This is a genomic window from Ahniella affigens (genome assembly GCF_003015185.1).
GTDB lineage: Bacteria > Pseudomonadota > Gammaproteobacteria > Xanthomonadales > Ahniellaceae > Ahniella > Ahniella affigens.
In genome coordinates, this window is record NZ_CP027860.1 from 1,856,949 (window position 1) to 1,877,001 (window position 20,053).

Consider the following 20,053-nt stretch of genomic DNA (forward strand, 5'->3'; position numbering starts at 1 on the left):
CCGGCCGAATCGCGTCAAAACCTCGGGTGCGCGCTCTCTCTCTCACGCGAGTGGGAGCGGGCTGCTGTGAGGGCTGCTTGCCATCAGCATGGTCACACGTGCAGACTGCTGGCGCTGCAAGAACCAGGGCTAGCGTCTGCTTACGAGAGGGTCTGCTCGCTCAGCGACACTGTTGCAAGTTGTGCGCGGCATCCGCCTGTTGCGGATCTATTTCCAGCGCCATTTCGAAGTGCCGTGCCGCTTCGAATCGCGCGCCGTGTTTCAGCCATTGCACGCCGAGCTGGTTGTAGGCGATCGCCAGCCGACGGAGCAAACCGTCGGGTGCTTGATACAGCGTCAGCCCTTCCAAAGCATAGATGGCCTGTTGTGGGCTCTGCGCTTGAATTGCAGCGTTCACCGCTTGCACCCATTGTGCAGCCGACCGCGCCTGGTGGTGTTGTGCCTTGCTCGACCAGGCCTCGGCCAACAGCTGCTCCAGTGCTGCAACGAATGTTGGCCCCTGATGCAACGACGACGCAAGTACTTGTTCGCGCAAGGAATGCCGGCGGCCGCGCATCAGTTCGACGTGCTCCAGCATCTGCACCGCCTGATCGATCAGCGCGTCGTCGGTCGCCGCAATCCAAGGTTGCAGATTCAGGGTTTCGAGGATGCTGGCCGAAGAGCGTGTATGTGGCAGATGGCCAGGGCAGCTCAGCACCGGAATTCCTGCGGCCAACGCATCGAGCGTTGACGTAGCGCCACTGAATACGGGCGGGTCGAGGCACAAGTCGACGGTGGCAACCAACTCGTGATACGTCGCTTCGTCGACGCGATCGAACAGATCGATTCGCGCATGCAATGCCTCGGGTAGCAGCGACAAGGCGTGTGCGCGGGCTTGTTGACCCGTCAGGCCGAGCACCAGCAGCCGCGCCTCCGGGACGCGTTCGAGTATGCGCGCGGCCCAATTCAGCAATCGCGCCGAGAGCTTGACCGTGACATTGATCAAGCCAAGCGTCGGTGGGCGCTGATCGTCCGCCTGGGGTTGGTCTGCCGGCTCGGGCGGCGGTACGGCGCACCATTGCGCAAACGGCAGGCGCAGCACGGGCTCCGTGCTCCGGTTGTCGTCGGGATCGGTCACGGCATCGGCAACGCGGAAGTCGATAGCCGGGACACCGGTGCCCGCCACGTAATCGAGCCAGGTCACTTGGAGCAGCGCAGGTCGATAAGCGAGGGCTTGCAACGTGCCGCCGAGGCCGTGTCCGGACAGATCAACGGCAATATCGATACCAAGATGTGCCAAGGCGCGCGCATAGTGGCGGGCCGAAATGTCGCGCGTTGCGACATGATGAACATGCGGCCAGCGCGCGCGTGCGGCTTCGAGTGCAGGCAGGTCGGCGAGGCCATGGCAGAACACCAGATCAAACCGTGAACGATCATGGTGTTCTGCCAGAATCGGCATGAACCGCTTCAGGGCTGTGTGCGCATCGACGCCAAGATAAGCGGTCTTCAGCTTCTTGTTTGGATCGATGGCGCGCGCCTCGGCCAGACAGCCGCCAGCGGGCGTAAAGCGCGCACCAAAGGCACGGTGCAAATCCAGAAACCGCGCAGGGGCTTCGGGCTCGCGCAATTTTTCCAGAATGAGCTGATTCTGCAAAATTGTGGCGTCATGAGGTGCCAGCGCCACGGCCTTCTCGATCTCGGCTAGCGCATCCGGGCCGCGGCCTTGCAGCGACAGGGCGATTGCCAATTCGGCATGGGCTCGGGGGGCTGCGTGCGGCGCTTCGGCAACGATTTGGCGCAGGCGTTGTTCGGCCTGATCGAGCTCCCAACGGGCCACGTTCAGGGCCGCGTGCTCGAATGCCTGCATCAAATCCATACTGTTCCGCTCGGAGAAAAGCGGAAGTCTAGCAGGCTGGCCTGGAAATGCCTGCCAGTTGGGCTTTGCACCCAGAGATGGGGATTGTGGCCAAAACGAAAAAACGCCCCAGGCGGGGCGTTCTTGATTTGTGTAGAGAAGACCCGAAAGTCACACGATGGTCGTTACGATTAACCCAGACTGGCAAGCCACTCGTCGTCAGAGCCTTCGTTGACGCCTTCAAACAGAAAGGTCGTGAGATACCGTTCACCCGTGTCGGGCAACATGATCAGATACACATCGCCTTCCTGCGCGTGATCCTTTGCGTGCTTGATGGCAGCTGCAAACGTCGCTCCGGCGGACAGACCGCAGAAAATGCCTTCCTGAGTCGCGAGCGCACGGGCGTAATCGCGTGCCTCATCATCGCTGACGGGCACATTCTGATCGATCACCGTCCGATCCAGCACTGGCGGGATGAAGTTTGGCGTCCAGCCTTGAATCTTGTGTGGGGACCATTCCTTGCCGGCCAGCAGCGCGGCGTTGACCGGCTCAGTGACCACGATCTTGGTTTGCGGACGCGCCACTTTCAGCACCTGACCCACGCCGGTCAGCGTGCCGCCGGTGCCGTAGCCGGTGACAAAGTAGTCCAGACGGCGACCGGCAAAGTCCTGAAGAATCTCGGCGGCAGTGGTGCTTCGGTGATAAGCCGGGTTCGCCGGGTTCTCAAACTGCTTGGCGAGAAAGGCGCCGTGCTTGTCGGCGAATTCCTCGGCGCGCTTGACCATCCCTGTCGCACGTTCCGATGCTGGCGTCAAAATGACCTTCGCGCCCAAAGCGCGCATGAGTTTGCGGCGTTCGATCGAAAACGTTTCGACCATGAACGACACAAACGGATAGCCCTTGGCCGCGCAGACCATGGCCAGCGCTATTCCAGTATTGCCGGACGTGGCTTCCACCACGGTCTGGCCGGGCTTCAGCAGGCCTTTGGCTTCGGCATCTTCAATAATGCCAAGTGCGAGGCGATCCTTTACCGAACTCATCGGATTGAAGGCCTCGACTTTCACGTAGAACTGGGTGTTAGCCGGGGCCAATCGGTTGATGCGAATGACCGGGGTCTTGCCGATGGTGCCGAGAATATTGTCGTAGATCATGGTTGCTGCCTTCAAAAGTGGGTCGGCACATCGGTGGCCGCACCGGTAGTGCCTGGGTACCGCTATTGTGGGCTCAAACCGGGTCGGTCGTCATAAGACCCGGCCATATGCATATTCAGGCATGAGCGCGCGGGGGCGAGCTCATTCCGTGTCGTCGGTATCCTCGTCGAGATTGGTCATCCCGAGCTCTTTGCTCAGGAACGCAAAGATGTCGGCCGTTTCCTCGATCTGCTTGACCGTCGGCTTGCCCGCGCCGTGGCCGGCACGCGTTTCGACGCGGATCAGGGTTGGCAGTTCGGCGTTCGGATTGGCAGCCTGCATCGCTGCGGTGAACTTCAGGCTGTGGGCCGGGAAGACGCGATCGTCACGATCGGCGGTGGTGACGAGCAGGGCCGGATAGCGGGTATTCGGCTTGATGTTGTGCAACGGCGAATAGGCATACAGCGCCTTGAACTCTTCTTCGTTCTTGACGGTGCCGTAGTCGGACTCCCATGCCCAGCCAATCGTGAAGTCACGGAAGCGGAGCATGTCGAGCACGCCGACGGCCGGTAAGGACGCCCGGAACAGATCCGGATATTTGAGCACGGTTGCCGCAGCCAGCAGGCCGCCATTGGAGCGCCCGCTGAGCGCGAGCTTGTCGGCGCTCGTGTACTGTTGTTCGATCAGGAATTTGGCGGCGCCAGCCGCGTCATCAAACACGTTTTGCTTTTGGGTCTTGGTGCCTTGTTCGTGCCAGGCCGGACCATATTCGCCACCGCCGCGCAGGTTGGCGCTTGCGTAGATGCCGCCCATCTCCATCCACGCAATGTTGGCCGGCGAGAACCGCGGTGTATTCGGGATATTGAAACCACCGTAGCCGTACAGAATGGTTGGGTTAGTGCCATCGAGCGCGAGGCCTTTCTTCATCGTGATGAACAACGGCACCGGCGTACCGTCCTTGGCGCTGGCAGCCTTGACCTGAATCGTCTCGTACTTGCCCGGGTCAAAATCGACCTTGGGGGTCTTGAACGCGCTGACTTGGCCGGTGGTGGCGTCATATCGGTACATCGTGTCGGGTACCGCAAAGCTTGCGTAGCTGAAGAACGCTTCGGTATCCGTCACACTGCCGCGGAATCCGTTGGTGGCGCCAAGGCCGGGCAGATCAATGTCACGCACCTTCTTGCCTTGTTCGTCATAGACCGTTACGGCGCTGCGCGCATCGACCAGATACGACGCAATGAACTGGTTATTGAGGTGCGACACTTCCTGAAGTGTGCCCACGCCGCCGCCGCCGGACGGAATCAATTCGCGCCACTTGTCGCGCGCTGGCTGATCGAGATCCAGCGCGATAAGGCGGTATTGACTCGCCTGGTCGTCGGTCCGTAGAAAGATAGTGCGACCTTGATTGCCGACGAAGTCCCAGGTGGCGTCCAGATTTTCGAACACAGTTTCGATCGGTGCGTCCGCTTGGCTCAGGTCTTTGACCCAGAGCCGGTTCCGCTCGTCGGTGCCTTGCGACCCGCTGATGACCAGCAGACGGCCATCATCGCTGACGGTTGCCGAGAAGCCCCACTCCGGTTGGTCCTTGCGCTCGAAAATCAATTGATCGTCTTGTTGCGCGGCACCGAGTTTGTGAAACCACAGTTTTTGAAACCGGTTGACCGCTTTGAGTTCGTCCTCGCCCTCGGGCTTGTCATAGCCGGCATAGTAGAAGCCGCTGTTGTCTTTCGCCCACGTGATGTTGGTGAACTTGGCCCACTTGATCACATCATCCAGGTCTTTGCCGGTTTCGACATCCCGCACGCGGATCGCGCGCCAGTCGGAACCACCATCTGACGTGGAATAGCCAAACAGCTTGCCATTCGGACTCGGCGCGGATTCAGACAACGCAATCGTACCGTCCGCCGACAACTCATTGGGGTCCAGCAGCAAGCGCGGCGTGCCATCCAAGCCGTCCTGAACAAAGATCGGCGACTGATTCTGGAGGCCGGTGTTCTGGGTATAGAAGTAGCGGCCGGCCGCTACTTCGGGCAGGCCGAATCGCTCGAAGTTCCAGAGGGCGCTCAGGCGCTTCTTGATGAACGCACGACTTGGCGCATCCTCCAGGTAGGACTGCACGAGTTTGTTTTCGGCGGCCACCCAGGTTGCGAGATCTGGGTCATCCAGATTCTCCATCCAGCGATACGGGTCTTGCACCTTCACGCCGAAATACTCGTCCACCTGCGCGACCGTCTTGGCTGCCGGATAGCCCCATTTTGAGGTCGCCTCACTGCCGGAAGCGGCGGTGGGGTCAGCACCCGGAGCAGGTGCTTCACAGGCACTCAGTGGCAGGAGCAGGGCAAGCAAAATGGCGGCGTGTAGACGCATGATGGACTCCAACGATTCAGGATTAGCGGGCGACCATAGCTGATGCCGGGCAGTTTTGGCGACTGACGAATGGGCCAGAAGCATTTGTCCGGTTGGTGAACGTTTTCTGGCGGTGCTCCTGACATCCGCCGTCAGCAGGAGGGACACATCAGGCGCCTCAATCTGCCGGGATGGCCGGCCGGCTGGCTAAAATACGCGAATGTCAGCGCCGAGCCCTCGGAAAATCGTGCATGTGGACATGGACGCGTTCTATGCGTCTGTGGAGCAGCGCGATGCGCCCGAATTGCGCGGCAAACCGGTCGTCGTAGCCTGGCGCGGCGCGCGCTCGGTGGTGTGTGCGGCGAGCTACGAAGCCCGCAAGTTTGGCGTCCGCTCGGCGATGCCCGCAATTCGGGCAGAACGATTGTGCCCGCAAGCGATCTTTGTGCCGCCGGACTTTTCGCGGTATCGCGCGGTTTCGAGGCAGACCCGGGAGATTTTTGCGCGCCATACGGACCTGATTGAGCCTTTGTCGTTGGATGAGGCGTACCTGGATGTGACCCAGAACAAACAGGGATTAGCCACTGCTACGGAAGTGGCGGCGATGATCCGTACGGCGATTCGCGAAGAACTGAACCTGACGGCGTCAGCAGGCGTGGCACCAAACAAGTTTCTGGCCAAGATCGCGTCTGACTGGAAGAAGCCGGATGGACAATTCGTTTTGAAGCCGCACCAGATTCGAGCGTTCTTGGAGCCGCTGCCGGTTGGTCGGCTGCCGGGCGTTGGTAAAGTCACCGAGACCAAACTTCACGAGGCTGGCTTGGTAACCGTAGGTGACCTTGCACGGGCGCAGGAGGCCGATTTGGTCGAGCGTTTTGGCAACTATGGCCACCGGCTGTTTTTGCTGGCTCAAGGGATCGATGAACATCCGGTCTGTGTCGACCGACCGACCCAGCAGATTTCGGCCGAGGACACGTTTGCCGAAGACGTGCCGCTCGACGCGATTGACGAAACGATCGAGCGTCTGGCCGAGAAAGTCTGGACTCAGGCATGCCACGAAACCGAGCGGGTGGCGCGGACGATCATCCTGAAGCTGAAGACGCGTGAGTTTCGAATCCTGACCCGATCGGTGACGCCGGCGGTGCTGCCGACGTCTGCCGAAGAGCTGGCGGCCGTGGCGTTGTCACTGAAAGCGCGTGTCGAGTTGCCGGAGCGGACACGGTATCGCTTGGCCGGGGTTGGTCTCGGCCATTTCCAGGATCGACAAGAGCTTGAAGTGCAAGGCGAGTTATTCAAGGGTTGATTGGCCCCCTGGCTGCTTGATTGCTTGAATGCCTGATCGCGGCGGCTATTCCCAAAACCAGGTTTTTCCCGATGAGATTGTGATGATCCAGCGGTGTTGCAGGTATGCATCAACTGAGCCCTCCCGCACCCGCAGGGGAGTCCAGCCGCTCCTTTGTTGCGCTTATTCGCGCATCAAACTGTCAGCGAAGGGTCGCGATTTTCACGACGGTGCGGTGCGGCAAGTAGCCCTCTCCCCAGCCCGCTCCCACTCGCGTGGGAGAGGGAGTCGGCTCCCTCCCCCGTGAGCGCGGGGGAGGGTCGGGGAGGGGGTTACTTGCCATCAGGATGGGCATCAGTCGTAGGTGTACTGAGTACATCAATCAACGGGTTATCGTGTGCTTGATGAGAGAGGGAGCAGGCTCCCTGCCCCGCGACCGCGGGGGAGCAGGGAAGGGGGCTGTTTGCGATCGGCTTCCAAAGCGCACCACCGATTGCCTGAACCAAGCAACGCGCGTTCCCTAATTACAGCTGGCTGGTGGGGTTCACGTTCAAAAGGCGCTTGCATTCTAAATCTAAATACGATTAAATCGCATTTAGATTCCGGAACATCATCGAACTGTGAACGCTTTGCTGTCTGCCACGACCTTGGTCACACCGCCTCACCCCGCATCACCCGCGGGGGATACGTCGGCTGCAGATCATTCGTCGCGGTCGGTTGAGGCAATGGCGCAGGCAATCGAGACATGGTCGCAGGCGTCGCATTTTGCACCACGTCCCAGTGTTTCCGCCGACGACTTTGGGTCGATGTGGGCCCGCTTGCGCTGGTGGCGGATTCTCGCCATCGCGCTCAGTTTGTTTGTACACCTTGGCGCCGGCATGTTGTTGGCGCATGCGTCGCTTGTGCATGCCCCGACACCTGTGGCCGTCGCTGAGCGCGACGCGCTGATCGTGGAGTTTCTGACGCTATCGGACCCGAAGCCGGTGTCGAAGCTCCCGCCAGTGGTGCAGAAAGTCGTTCCTCCGCAGCCTGCGAAACCGCTGCCGAAACCCATTGAGCCAATGGCGCAACAGGAGCCGCTCGTCGCGCCGAAACCAGCGACGCCGGAGCCGCCCGCGACGGTTGCCGTAACCGATACGCCCATGCCGGCGCCCGCGCCGGAACCGCAGATGCCGGAATTGGTCAGTACGCCCGTTGCCAGCGCGCCTCCGGCAACACCTGAGCCGGTCGAAGCACCGCTGACGGCGAGCGGCAAGCGCGCGCAGAGCAAGTACTTGCGCGAGTTGATGGCCTGGCTCGCCAAGCATCGCGTCTATCCGACCGAAGCGCGCAAGGAAAAGGCCGAGGGTATCGTGCAGGTTCGCTTTTCGCTCGACCGCGAAGGCCACTTGCTCGCCGCCTCCGTGCAACGTAGCGCCGGCTTCAGTGTGTTGGATCAAGCGGCGCTGGACGTGTTGAGGCGCGCCGCGCCTATGCCCGCATTCCCCAAAGGACTGGATCGTCAAAAGATGACGGTCAGTCTGCCTATCGATTTTTCCTTACAAACCGATTAGAGGTTTCCCATGTCGAAGATCAAGTCGGCCGAGCGCCGTCCGGCCTCGTTGCGCCCGCAATCTGCCCTGACCCTGCCGGGACTGGCCCTGGGCATCTCCTCTGCGCTGCTGAGCGGTGCGGTGTTGGCCGAAGAGGAAGTGGTCGAACTCGACACGCTGCGTGTGGAAGACCGTGCGATCGACAGCAACCCGAACGCCGAAAAGGACGCGCCCTATAAAGCCAAGACGTCGGGTGACAAGCGTCGTCGCACCGAGCTTGCCAAGACTCCTGCTACCGTGCAGGTGATCACGCAGACCGAGATCAAGGACGCAGGGGTATCGGATCTGCGCGATATCGTATCGGCGCAACCGGGCATCACGATCGGCACGGGCGAGAACGGCAACGCGTTCGGCGATCGCTATGTGATCCGCGGTCAGGAAGCGCGCAGCGACGTATTTATCGATGGCCTGCGTGATCCTGGCATGACCATTCGCGAGAGTTTCGCGGTGGACCAGGTCGAAATCGCGAAAGGTCCGAATTCGACCTACGCCGGCCGCGGTTCGTCGGGCGGCACGATCAATAGCGTGACCAAGCAGGCGAGTCCGGAGTACGACTTCACCAAGATTGAGGCAGGCGTCGGTACCGACGACTATCGCCGCGTGACCGTCGATACCAATCAGCCAATCGGCGACAAACTCGCGCTGCGCGCCAATTTGCTGCACGCGTATGAGGAAGTGCCGGATCGTGGTCCGGCCGAGCGCGAACGCGATGGCGCGGCACTGTCGCTGCACATTGCCCCGAGTGATCGGGTCCAGATCCTTGCCGACTATTACGGATTGAATGCGGCCGGCGCGGCCGATCTCGGTACCTATATTGTTCCGGGCGGCGGTCGCCCGGTTGCGGATTTACCGGTTTACCAGCAGGCCGAGGATTTCCTCGAATCGAGCGTGGACATCGGCACGCTGCGCGTAAACGTCGACACCGCAGCCGGCTGGCGTTTTGAAAACGCGCTGCGCTATGGCCGCACGGATAATGGCTACGTGTTGACGGGCGCCCGTGGCACCTCGCGTGCAGCGGGCGATACGGCGGCGCCGCTCGCGCCGACCGTTACGCTGAGTACGCATCAAGGCTGGCAGGAAGTCGACTACTGGGTTGATCAGTTCAACGCGTTTCACGATGCGGAGTGGGGCAGCATGACCCACAAACTGGTCTTCGGTGCCGAGTACGCCGAGCATGATGTGCTGAACGGCAACTACACCGTCACGAACAACGGCGATCGCAACTGCCGTACGGGCAACGGCGCTGGCACGTTGAACTATTGCATGCTCGGCCCGGATGGCAATGCGGTGCCAGACCTCGAGCACTTGCTGCAGCGGAGCATTGTCCGCGGCGCGTATGATGCGGACTACGGCATCGAGACGGTGTCGCTCTACGCACTCGACGTGGTCGATCTGACCGATCGGTTGCATCTGACGGTCGGCGTGCGGTGGGATGATTTCGACTACCAGAATACGCTTCGCAACAACGCTGGCGTCGAGACGGTGTATGCCTATTCGGACTCGCTGTGGAACGGCAACGCCGGTCTGGTGTTCGACTTGAATGACTATGGCAACGTTTATGTCAGCGTGGCGACCGCGAGTGACATCAATGGCGGCGAGTCCGACGTGGGCGGGAGCTGCGGCTACGGTGGTCTGTGCGGCACGCCCGATCAGGTCGTGCTAAGCAAGCCGGAGCGCGTCGAAAACATCGAACTCGGGACGAAGTGGAATGTGTTCGACGAGAAGCTGTTGCTGACCGCAGCGGTCTTCCAGATCACGAAGGACGACGTGATGGAGAGCGTCGGCAGTGCCTACGACACGCTCGGCACGTTGAACACCGGCAAGAATCGGGTGCGCGGCGTCGAGTTCGGGGCGGTGGGCAACTTCACTGAGCGCCTGTCCGGTCAGTTCTCGGCCAGCGTGATGGATTCTGAAGTGCTCGAAGCGTTCGTCGCCAACCAAATCGGCAAGACCCTGGCCAACTTCGCCGAGAAAAGCGCGAACCTGCAGATCAAGTACCAGTTCAACGACCAGTTCTCATTCGGTGGTGGTGCCAGTTACCAGGGCGAGATGTACGCCGGCCAGCCGGATACGGCAGCCACGTTCGACGCCACGACCGGAGCCTACAGTTACCGAGTGCCGTCCTACACCAAGTTCGACGCGTTCGCGAACTATGCGTTCTCCGAGCAATACAAGCTGCGGCTGAATGTAGGCAACGTGTTCGACAAGGACTATTATTTGGCGGCCTATCGCAGCGGCGCGTTCACCTACATCGGCGATGCCCGCAATGTGACCCTCACGTTCAGCGCAGAGTTCTGATTGACCGACCAACCGTCGAGCCAGCTGTTGCCGCCTGATCTGCTCAGCGCGGCCGACTACGAGCGGCATGCCAACGTCCGGCTGCCGCCCGCTGTGTGGGCATGGCTTGAAGGGGGAAGTGGTGATGAGGCGAGCCTCATCGCGAACCGACGGGCTTTCGAATCCTGGTCGATTGTGCCGCGGGTATTGCGGCGAAGCGGGCAGGGCAGTACGCGGGTTCGGCTTTTGGGCCAGCAGTTGGCAATGCCGATTCTGCTCGCGCCCATTGGGCAAATGGCGCGCTTTCATGTTGACGGAGAAGTCGCCGTGGCAAGAGCCGCTGCGGCAGCCGGCACACAGTTGATTGCGAGCAGCAACAGCAGTCTGCCGATCTCCGACATTGCGAACCAGGTCGGCAACAGCAGTTGGTTTCAGCTGTATTGGCAGGGTAACCGGGAACGGACGCTCGCGTTGCTTCATCGCGCCGAGGCAGCCGGCTGCACCGCCATCGTGCTGACGCTCGACACACCGATTCAACCTGCGTCGCCGCGCGCGCAGGTGGCGGGGGCTTCGGCGCTGCCGTTTGCGTGTCCCAATTTGCGCGACTTGCCGGCACTACCACCACGCAGCTTGCAGCCAGGGGACTCGGTGATCTTTCAGGGTGCGATGGCCGATGCGCCGGATGCCGAGGACGTGGCTTGGCTCCGCGCGCGAACGAAGCGCCCGTTGCTCGCCAAAGGCGTGATGCATCCCGATGATGCGGCGCTGCTGATCGCGTTGGGTTGCGATGGCTTGGTGGTATCGAATCACGGCGGACGCGCCTTGCCATCAGCGCCAGCAAGTCTGACGGTCCTGCCTGCGATTCGACGGCAGGTTGGTCCCGCTGCCCTAGTGCTCATGGACGGCGGCGTGCGGACGGGTTGCGATGTGTTCAAGGCGCTTGCGCTGGGCGCCAATGCGGTATTGCTCGGTCGCCCACAAGCCCATGCATTGGCCGTCGCCGGGGCACTCGGCGTGGCGCATCTATTGCGACTCCTCCATGACGAGCTCAGCACCTGCATGGCGTTGGCAGGGCGCTTTCGTGTGTCTGATATTGTTTGCGACGATTTATTGGCGAATCCTTGAATGCGCTGACGCTGCCACGGAGCAATGTATGTTGATGGTGCTTGATGAGGTCTTGGATGCGGCGACGGCGCGTCAGTATCGCGACGCGCTGCAGGCGGCGGATTGGCAGGATGGCAGGCTGAGTGCCGGAAGCCTCGCCAAGTCGGTGAAGAGCAATCAACAATTGGAACCCGACCACCCTGTTGCGGCGGCATTGGGCCGGCAGATTCTCAGTCGACTCGGTCAGCATCCAGGGTTTCTGTCGGCGGCCTTGCCGGAGCGGATTTATCCGCCGCGTTTCAATCGCTACGAATTGGGCGGCCAATTTGGATTGCATGTGGACAGCGCCGTGATGGTGTTGCCGGACAGCTTGCAGACCCTGCGCAGCGACTTGTCGGCAACTTTATTCTTGACCGAACCAGACGAATACGACGGTGGCGAACTTGAGATCGAAACGCCATTCGGCGCGCAGGCGGTCAAGCTCGCGGCCGGGGCCATGGTGTTGTATCCGTCATCCAGTTTGCATCGCGTGCGGCCCGTGACGACGGGCGCACGGATCAGTTCGTTCTTCTGGATTCAAAGTCTGGTGCAAGACGATGCTGCCCGCGGGATGCTGTATGACCTGGATCGCAGCATTCAGGGGCTCCGTCAATCGTTGCCAGCCGAGCATGCCGACCTGCTGACTCTGACGGGCGTCTATCACAACCTGCTGCGGCGCTGGGCGCGGCCCTGACCCACACGATTTGAGTGATGAGGCGAGACAACTGGCGCGCCCGGAGGGACTCGAACCCCCGACCCCCAGGTTCGAAGCCTGGTGCTCTATCCAGCTGAGCTACGGACGCGTGCGGATAGTCTAGCAGGCTGGAACCAAAACGCTCATGTTTGCTTGTTCTGATGTCGCCGCCACGATCAGAACGCCAGAGACGCAAACAAAAACGCCGCGACGGTTGGTCGCGGCGCTTCGGTGCGAGCCCGAGTGGGCGCGGCGTTACTTCGGCGGGGTCGGATCGCCACCCGGTGTGCCACCACCTGGGCCCGGACCATCAGCGAGATTGCTGCGCGCACGGGCATACGCGAAGTAGACGATGATGCCGATGACTGCCCAGATCACGAAGAACTTGATCGTCGGGTTCCAGCCCAGGCTGAAGAACAGGAGTGCGCAGCCAGCCACTGCCGCCGGACCGACGACCCAAATGAAGGGCGTGCGGAACGGGCGCGGGCGACTCGGCTGCGTCACCCGCAGGACCATCACGCCAATCGCAACGGCGAAGAACGCAAACAGGGTGCCGGCATTCGAGATGTCAGCCAGGATATCGACCGGGAACACGGCCGCAAACAGCGCCACGGCGATACCAGTGATGATCGTCACCACGTGCGGGGTCGAGTACTTGCTGTGCACGGCGGTGAACGATTTCGGCATCAGGCCATCGCGGGCCATCGTGAACAGAATGCGCGTTTGGCCGTAGATCATCATTAGCACCACCGACGGCAGCGCGACGATGGCCGCGCCAGCGACCCAATCACCCACGCGTGGATAATCCAGGCTCCGGAGCACGAACGCCAGCGGTTCCTTGGACTGCGACAGCTCGCCACCTGGCTGCGCACCGGCAGCACCGATAACGGCGTACGCAACAATCAAGTAGAAGACCGTGCAGACGCCAAGCGAGCCAATGAGGCCGATCGGGATGTTGCGATTCGGATTCTTGGTTTCTTCAGCGGCCGTCGACACCGCATCAAAGCCCACGTACGCAAAGAAGATCGACGCCGCGGCACCCAGCACGCCCACGCCGGACAACGGTGTGCCCCAGCCGTTTGGCAGCATCGGGGTAAAGTTCTCAGACTGCACAGCCGGCAGCGCCAACGCCACGAAGACCGTCAGCGCGATGATCTTGATCACCACCAGAGCGGCCGTGACTTTTGCACTCTTCGAGGTACCAATGACCAGCAGCCACGTCACCAGCAGCGATAGCAGGAAGGCAATCAGATTGAAGCCACCTTTGTGCGTCACGCCGTCCACCATCCGAACGACCGTACCGGCATCGGTGTGCTCGGTGTAGAACGGGCCTGCGGTCAGAAAATCAGGCAACGACAGGCCATAGTGGGCGAGCGCGCCATTGGCGTAGCCCGACCAGCCTACGGCAACCGCACCCGCGGCAATGGCGTATTCCAAAATCAGCGCCCAACCGACCATCCAGGCAATCACTTCGCCCAATACGGCGTAGGAGTAGGTATAGGCGGAGCCGGCGACCGGCACCATCGAGGCGATTTCGGAATAGATCAGCGCCGTCAACGCGCAAACGATACCGGCAATGATGAACGAGTACATCATGCCCGGACCCGCCTTGTTGGCGGCCACGGCGGTCAACACGAAGATGCCGGTACCGATGATGGCGCCGACGCCGAGCATGGTCAGGTCAAAAGCCCCCAACTGCCGCTTCAGGCCTTTCTTCTCGGCTGTGGCCAAAATCTGGTCCAGTGGTTTGATACGGTCAAATAGCATCCGGTTACTCCGTGTTCTGGTGACTGATCGTCGGAACCATGGCCACGCCCGGCAGCTCCCTCGTCTGCGTTGAGCGTCGGCTGGCATGAATTTGTGTCGGCTTGCTAACGAAACCCTCGCGGCCCAGACGGGCAATCGGGTTCCGGGCACGGCCACAACGTGGGCTAAGATACGCACGAACTCCACATCGGGCAAGGGAAATCCGTGATACCAGTGTTTGAATCGGCCCAGGAAAAGGTCCGGGCCTTGCTTTTTGACAACCAACATGTGCCGGGATTGTCGCCAGAGATCGTGCAGCTGTTCTTGGATTTCGCCGCTTCCAGTGCTGATTGCTGCGAGCGCCATCACGCCCCTGGGCACTTCACCGGCTCGGCGCTGGTGCTGAGTGCCGACAGTCAGCGAACGCTGCTGACCCATCATCGCAAGCTCGATCGTTGGCTCCAACCCGGCGGTCATGCTGACGGCGATGGCGATCTGCGCGCAGTGGCGCTCAGGGAGGCGGAGGAGGAGACGGGCTTGGTCGGGCTGACGGTCGAGTCGGCCATTCTGGACCTCGATCGTCATTGGATTCCGGAGCGGAAGGGTGAGCCTGGACATTGGCACTACGACGTGCGCTTTCTAGTCCGGGCGACGGCGAGTGAAGCGTTTGTCATCAGTGAAGAATCACATGCCCTGAAATGGTGGCCGTTGACGGCGGTGGCTACCGATGCGGCATTCGATCCGTCATTGATGCGTATGGCCGCGCGTTGTCTGGAACGCCCGGTTTAAGGCGGGGCGGAACAGACTAGTCCTGGGCAATCAGATGCGGCGAGCCGCCCGTGCCTGGGCGGTTCTTTGGCCCAAAACGCACAACGCGCCGATGTGGCGCGTTGTGTCAGAAGCGGAAACTGGCGTGCTTGCCGATGTTACTGGCCGCCACCTTCTACTGGTTTGTAACCGAAAAAGCTCTCGAGCAGTTTGTCGTCGCCATCGTATTCGCTCGCATTGGCTTCGACGAATTGGCTGATGCGAAGCTCATTCAACGCGGCGTAGCCGTCGTTGTCTTCGTGCATATTGAGCAGCGCGTCCTTGATGGCAGTCTTGACGGCCGGGTCGACGCCCGCGGCGGCCGAAAAGGCAGGTCCCGTGAATTCGCGCGTGGTCGTCATGACGATCAGGTTGGGATATTCGTCCTTGATGATCGACGGCACGATGGCGGCTTCGGCCTCGCCAGCAAACACGATTTCGACACCGTCGCGCCAGCTTTGGGCTGTGGACATGACATTCGGTTGGCGAATGGCGTCGGGCCAGATTTCGGCCAGTAGCGCAAACCCCATGCTCGGGCTCGGCATTGTGACAACGCGGGCACCGATCAGGCCGCGTAGGCCCTTGGCGGCTGTTTCGTCCATCGCCAGTACGGCATAACTGGTTTTCTCCGCGGTTTTGACGAACGGTTCATAGCCAAAGCGCTTGGCGCGATAATCGGTGAGATGCGCTTCGGCAAACATGAAATCGGCGGGCGCGTTTTGACGAACGTCGCGCCAGAAGAAGTGGAAGTTTCGGGGATAGACCAGCGTGACCGAATGTTTCATCGGCTTGAGCGCCTTGTTGAGGTGCGCCTCCAGCGGCGCAAACACTTCGGCAGCGCGCTCGGGCCCGTAATGCGGCTCGATTATGATCTTGAATTCTGCCGCCGTCGCGCCGCTTGCGCCCGCAACCAGGGCAAGCGAGGCTGCCAGACTACGAAACATCCGCTTCATTGACGCCTCCAGGGTCGATCATCTGAGTGGTGGTTTAGCACGTTCTTATTGACCTGCCAATGCTTTGAATAGGCTAGTTCAACCATGGTGTGACGAATGTTCAGGAATCGGCGAACACTTGCTCCAGAACCAAGTGGCGGCCGGCGGCGTCGGTGATGGCCATACCGGGCTGCGGCTCGTGCAGCACGGCCAAACCATCGCCGCCGATGGCCAAGGCCAATTCTCCCAATGGCTGGCCGCTGTCGGCGCTCAGAATCCGATGGTCGGTCTGATTCGGGTCGAGCCCGCTGAGCCGGCACAGCGCACGCTTGTTGCGGCCCAGAAAATGCGTTCGGGCGACGATTTCCTGACCGGGATAGCAGCCCTTGCCAACACTGATGGCACCCAGTCGCTTCAGTCCCAGCGCGTGGCCAATGAACAGTTCCGACCGTGTGGCATCCAGAAATGGCAGGCCGGCTGCAATGTCAGCCACGCCGGGCTGGGCCTGTGACGGCGAATCCGGTGACGATGCTTGGAGCCAGAAATGGCGTGTGTCGGACCCTGGCACGTTCAAACCGGCCAGCACCGACTCCGGAACGCTGGCACCGTCGCGCACGATGAGGTCCGGGCGCACGCGGATCGTGACTTTGCTTCGAAACACAAAGCGGCGCAGGCGCTCTGCCAACTCGGTACTCCGGCCAAACGCGATCGCCAGAACGAACGCATCCGGTGCCAGTCGAAACAGCGGAAAAAACGCCACGACCCGCCCTTGAGGGTTCAACCAGGCGCTGAACTGGCCCGAGCCTTGTGACACTGGTCGCAGGTCGCTCGCCAATTGCGATTGCAGGAAGCGCTCGGCATCCGGTCCGGCGACCTCCAGCAGCTCGAACGCGGCAAGGGCAGGGGACATGAACGTCGACTCCAGTTGGCAGGAGCGTTCACCCTGGGGGCGCTGTCGCAATTTTTCAAGGTTCTACCGACCCAGGGCGCTGATCTAAAGGCGCCGGCCCGCGTGGGCTAGCGCGAATTGCCGCGCTTGTAAACGACTTGTTCGTTCTGGGCGCGCTGGCTACCCTTGGAACGCTTTGTAAGCAGACTGCGCCGATCTTGAACGATTCCACCGCCAAAACCACCGAACTCGTGCCCGAGACCTCGCAAGACTCGCGGCCGGCAGCACCTGTGCTGCCCAAAGAGATCGGTGGTCGCGATGGGCCTGAGCCCACGCGCTTTGGTGATTGGGAAAAGAACGGACGCTGCATCGATTTTTGACGCGACGTCGGCACCATCACGTGCCTGACGCTGGACCACGAGAGGTGCTCAACATGGCAGGACAACGCCCCATATCGCCGCATCTGCAGATTTACAAGAAACAGCTGACGTCCACGCTGTCGATTCTGCATCGCATTACTGGTTTGCTGCTGGCCTTGGGTGGCGTGCTGCTGGTTGGCTGGGTGCTGGTACTGGCCGATGGCCCGGACCACTATGCCCATCTGCAGGGCACACTCGGTGGCTCGGTGCTGCATTGGTTTGTCTGTGTCGGGTTCTACGTGTTCAGTTTCAGTCTGAGCTATCACTTGCTGAACGGCATCCGGCATCTGTTGTGGGACGCAGGCATCGGCCTTGATATTCCAAACGCGTACAAGAGCGGCTGGATCGTGGTGCTGCTGGCCCTGGTGTCGACGGCATTGTTGGCCTTCCGCGCATTGAGTGGAGGTGCGGCATGAGTCTCAGAACCCCTCTGGCGCGCGTGCGCGGCCTTGGCTCAGCCAAGGATGGTACGGGCCATTGGCTCGCCCAGCGCATTTCGGCCGTGCTGCTCGTGCCCTTGTCGATTTGGTTCCTCGTCTGCTTCTGGCCGGTTCTGGGCCAGGAATATGCAGATGCCCGGGTGTATTTGGCCCAGCCAATGCACGCCTTCCTGCTGCTGGCGTTTGTGCTGACGCTGATCTATCACGCCCTGCTTGGGGTGCAAGTGGTGATCGAGGACTACATTCATACGCGCTGGCTCGAAGTCAGCCTGCAAGTTGCGATCAAGCTGATTGCGTTCCTGGCCGCGCTGGCCACGGCGTTCGCGCTGATCCGCATCGTTCTGGGAGCCTGAACCATGGCGATTGACGCCTACAAGATCATCGAACACAAATACGACGTCGTCGTGGTTGGCGCGGGTGGCGCCGGTCTCCGCGCAACCATGGGTATGGCCGCCAAAGGCCTGTCCACCGCGTGCATCACCAAAGTGTTCCCGACCCGCTCGCACACCGTCGCCGCACAAGGCGGCATGTCGGCCGCGCTGGCCAACATGGGCCCGGACGACTGGCGCTGGCACTTCTTCGACACCGTGAAGGGCTCGGACTGGTTGGGCGATCAGGATGCGATCGAGTACATGTGCCGGGAAGCGATTCCAGCCGTGATTGAGTTGGAACACTTCGGTGTGCCGTTCTCGCGCACGGACGATGGCAAGATCTATCAGCGCCCATTTGGCGGCATGACCACCGAATTCGGCAAGGGCCCGCCCGCCCAGCGCACGTGCGCTGCGGCGGACCGCACCGGTCACGCCATTCTGCACACGCTGTATCAGCAATCGCTGCGCTATGACGCCCGCTTCTACATCGAATATTTTGCGCTGGATCTGATCTTCGACAATGAAGGCGTCTGCCGTGGCGTGCTCGCGCTCGACATGGCCGAAGGTACGTTGCATCTGTTCCGCGCGCAGTCGGTCGTGCTCGCCACCGGTGGCTATGGTCGTGCCTACTTCTCCTGCACCAGTGCGCATACGTGCACGGGCGACGGCGGTGGCATGGTGCTGCGTGCGGGCCTGCCGCTGCAGGACATGGAGTTTGTGCAGTTCCACCCGACCGGCATTTACGGCGCGGGCTGCCTGATTACCGAAGGCGTGCGTGGCGAAGGCGGGCAGCTCAAGAACAGCAAGGGCGAGCGTTTCATGGAACGCTATGCGCCAAGCGTCAAAGATCTGGCGCCGCGGGACATGGTCAGTCGTTGCATGACCATCGAGATTCGCGAAGGCCGTGGCGTTGGCAAAGACGCCGACCACATCTTCCTGCATCTGGAACATCTGGGCGCCGGCACGATTCACGAAAAGCTGCCGGGCATTGCTGAATCGGCCCGCATTTTCGCTGGGGTCGACGTGACTCGCGAACCGATTCCGGTGCTGCCAACCGTGCACTACAACATGGGTGGTATTCCGACCAATTATCACGGCGAAGTCGTGACCAAGCGGGGCGACAACCCCGATCACGTGATTCCGGGCTTGTTTGCCATTGGCGAAGCGGCATGCGTGTCCGTTCACGGCGCCAACCGTTTGGGGTCGAACTCATTGCTCGATCTCGTGGTATTTGGTCGCGCTGCTGCGAATCGCTGCGCCGAAATCCTGAAGCCGAACGCGCCCCACAAGCCGTTGCCGAAGGACGCTTGCGACGCCGCGTTGAGCAATCTCGACCGCTTGCGCTATGCCAAGGGCGGTACGCCTACGGCCGACATCCGTCTGAACATGCAGCGTACGATGCAGCGCGATGCGGCGGTGTTCCGCACCGGCGAGACGTTGCTCGACGGGTGCAAAAAGATGACCGAGATCTACGACTCGTTTGGCGACGTCAAGGTCACGGACCGCTCGTTGATCTGGAACTCCGATCTGATCGAAACCCTGGAGTTGCAGAATCTGTTGGGTCAGGCCGTGGCAACCATCTATTCGGCCGAGCATCGCACCGAAAGCCGCGGTGCGCATGCCCGCGAAGACTTCAAGGATCGCGACGACAACAATTGGATGAAGCATACGCTGGTGTCAGTCGACACGGCGGGCAAAACCAGCTTCGACTATCGCCCGGTCCACATGTACACCAATGGCGACGTCGATGTGGTGCCGCCAACGGAGCGTAAGTACTGATGGACGCTTCGGATCGCAGCGGTGGCTTGATTGCTTGGCAATGGCGCACCTATGCCCGCAATCACCGCAGTCGGGTGAATCTGGTCGTGCACATGTTCGCCGTGCCGCTGTTCATCGCCGCGACGTTTGCAGCCATCCGATTGCTGATCGCGTCGGCGTTTGTGCCGGCGTTGCTGTGCCTCGTGATCATGGCGGTGGCGTTTCTGCTGCAGGGCATTGGTCACAAGCAAGAGCGCGAGCCGCCAGTACCGTTCAAGGGGCCGTTCGATTTTCTGGCGCGGGTGTTCGTTGAGCAGTTCGTGACCTTTCCAAGATTCGTGCTGTCGGGTGGCTGGAGCCGTCACCTGGCGGGGCAGTTTGATTCCTGAGGTG

The 20,053-nt window shown here is 61.2% G+C and carries 17 protein-coding genes and 1 tRNA gene; 11 read left to right on the top strand and 7 right to left on the bottom strand.

Features of this window, described 5'->3' with window-relative positions:
- Window positions 1–160: 160 nt before the first annotated feature.
- From C7S18_RS07245 to C7S18_RS07255, 3 genes are all read right to left on the bottom strand, one after another.
- Window positions 161–1,855, bottom strand: coding sequence for an O-linked N-acetylglucosamine transferase family protein (locus C7S18_RS07245; protein ID WP_106890926.1), 1,695 nt, complete (start codon window positions 1,853–1,855; stop codon window positions 161–163).
- Window positions 1,856–2,025: 170 nt separating this feature from the next.
- On the bottom strand, window positions 2,026–2,985 hold the full coding sequence (gene cysK, locus C7S18_RS07250) for a cysteine synthase A (protein WP_106890927.1): 960 nt from the start codon (window positions 2,983–2,985) through the stop codon (window positions 2,026–2,028).
- A 141-nt stretch (window positions 2,986–3,126) separates the two neighbouring features.
- Window positions 3,127–5,331 (bottom strand): prolyl oligopeptidase family serine peptidase, encoded by a 2,205-nt coding sequence (locus C7S18_RS07255; RefSeq protein WP_106890928.1) that lies wholly within the window; start codon window positions 5,329–5,331, stop codon window positions 3,127–3,129.
- A 199-nt stretch (window positions 5,332–5,530) separates the two neighbouring features.
- Between C7S18_RS07255 and dinB the strand changes: the two genes are divergently transcribed.
- From dinB to C7S18_RS07280, 5 genes are all read left to right on the top strand, one after another.
- The gene (gene dinB, locus C7S18_RS07260) at window positions 5,531–6,613 is read left to right on the top strand and encodes a DNA polymerase IV (RefSeq protein ID WP_106890929.1); all 1,083 of its coding nucleotides are present in this window, start codon (window positions 5,531–5,533) and stop codon (window positions 6,611–6,613) included.
- A gap of 785 nt (window positions 6,614–7,398) precedes the next feature.
- On the top strand, window positions 7,399–8,145 hold the full coding sequence (locus C7S18_RS07265) for an energy transducer TonB (RefSeq protein WP_170113159.1): 747 nt from the start codon (window positions 7,399–7,401) through the stop codon (window positions 8,143–8,145).
- Window positions 8,146–8,154: 9 nt separating this feature from the next.
- Window positions 8,155–10,482: a TonB-dependent receptor gene (locus C7S18_RS07270; RefSeq protein ID WP_106890931.1), complete on the top strand. Its 2,328-nt coding sequence runs from the start codon at window positions 8,155–8,157 to the stop codon at window positions 10,480–10,482.
- A complete protein-coding gene (locus tag C7S18_RS07275; RefSeq protein WP_206207994.1) occupies window positions 10,483–11,586 on the top strand; it encodes an alpha-hydroxy acid oxidase in 1,104 nt (367 codons plus the stop codon).
- 28 nt (window positions 11,587–11,614) lie between these two features.
- Complete coding sequence (locus C7S18_RS07280; RefSeq protein ID WP_106890932.1) at window positions 11,615–12,298, top strand: Fe2+-dependent dioxygenase; 684 nt, start codon at window positions 11,615–11,617, stop codon at window positions 12,296–12,298.
- A 32-nt stretch (window positions 12,299–12,330) separates the two neighbouring features.
- Here C7S18_RS07280 and C7S18_RS07285 read toward each other — a convergent pair.
- Window positions 12,331–12,407: transfer RNA gene (locus tag C7S18_RS07285), tRNA-Arg, on the bottom strand.
- A gap of 146 nt (window positions 12,408–12,553) precedes the next feature.
- Window positions 12,554–14,065, bottom strand: a complete 1,512-nt coding sequence (locus tag C7S18_RS07290) for an amino acid permease (RefSeq protein WP_106890933.1) — start codon at window positions 14,063–14,065, stop codon at window positions 12,554–12,556.
- A gap of 288 nt (window positions 14,066–14,353) precedes the next feature.
- On the opposite strand from C7S18_RS07290, the gene C7S18_RS07295 reads away from it, so the two are divergent.
- Window positions 14,354–14,833 (top strand): NUDIX hydrolase, encoded by a 480-nt coding sequence (locus tag C7S18_RS07295; RefSeq protein WP_425481096.1) that lies wholly within the window; start codon window positions 14,354–14,356, stop codon window positions 14,831–14,833.
- 137 nt (window positions 14,834–14,970) lie between these two features.
- Here C7S18_RS07295 and C7S18_RS07300 read toward each other — a convergent pair whose 3' ends face one another.
- Together C7S18_RS07300 and ygfZ are read right to left on the bottom strand one after the other, a co-directional pair.
- Window positions 14,971–15,804 (bottom strand): phosphate/phosphite/phosphonate ABC transporter substrate-binding protein, encoded by an 834-nt coding sequence (locus C7S18_RS07300; RefSeq protein ID WP_106890934.1) that lies wholly within the window; start codon window positions 15,802–15,804, stop codon window positions 14,971–14,973.
- A 100-nt stretch (window positions 15,805–15,904) separates the two neighbouring features.
- A complete protein-coding gene (gene ygfZ / locus C7S18_RS07305; RefSeq protein ID WP_106890935.1) occupies window positions 15,905–16,693 on the bottom strand; it encodes a CAF17-like 4Fe-4S cluster assembly/insertion protein YgfZ in 789 nt (262 codons plus the stop codon).
- A 197-nt stretch (window positions 16,694–16,890) separates the two neighbouring features.
- On the opposite strand from ygfZ, the gene C7S18_RS07310 reads away from it, so the two are divergent.
- Genes C7S18_RS07310 through C7S18_RS07330 form a run of 5 tightly spaced genes read left to right on the top strand, consistent with a single transcriptional unit; the run spans window position 16,891 to window position 20,049 of the window.
- Window positions 16,891–17,052, top strand: coding sequence for a DUF1674 domain-containing protein (locus C7S18_RS07310; protein ID WP_240623995.1), 162 nt, complete (start codon window positions 16,891–16,893; stop codon window positions 17,050–17,052).
- A 53-nt stretch (window positions 17,053–17,105) separates the two neighbouring features.
- Window positions 17,106–17,507, top strand: a complete 402-nt coding sequence (gene sdhC, locus C7S18_RS07315; protein ID WP_106890936.1) for a succinate dehydrogenase, cytochrome b556 subunit — start codon at window positions 17,106–17,108, stop codon at window positions 17,505–17,507.
- Window positions 17,504–17,884, top strand: a complete 381-nt coding sequence (gene sdhD / locus C7S18_RS07320; RefSeq protein ID WP_106890937.1) for a succinate dehydrogenase, hydrophobic membrane anchor protein — start codon at window positions 17,504–17,506, stop codon at window positions 17,882–17,884. Before sdhC ends, sdhD begins: the two co-directional genes overlap by 4 nt.
- A gap of 9 nt (window positions 17,885–17,893) precedes the next feature.
- Entirely contained in the window at window positions 17,894–19,681 is a 1,788-nt protein-coding gene (sdhA, locus tag C7S18_RS07325) for a succinate dehydrogenase flavoprotein subunit (protein ID WP_106893956.1), read from the top strand.
- Window positions 19,681–20,049 (top strand): Mpo1-like protein, encoded by a 369-nt coding sequence (locus C7S18_RS07330; protein WP_106890938.1) that lies wholly within the window; start codon window positions 19,681–19,683, stop codon window positions 20,047–20,049. The genes sdhA and C7S18_RS07330 overlap by 1 nt, the downstream gene beginning before the upstream one ends.
- Window positions 20,050–20,053 lie beyond the last annotated feature (4 nt).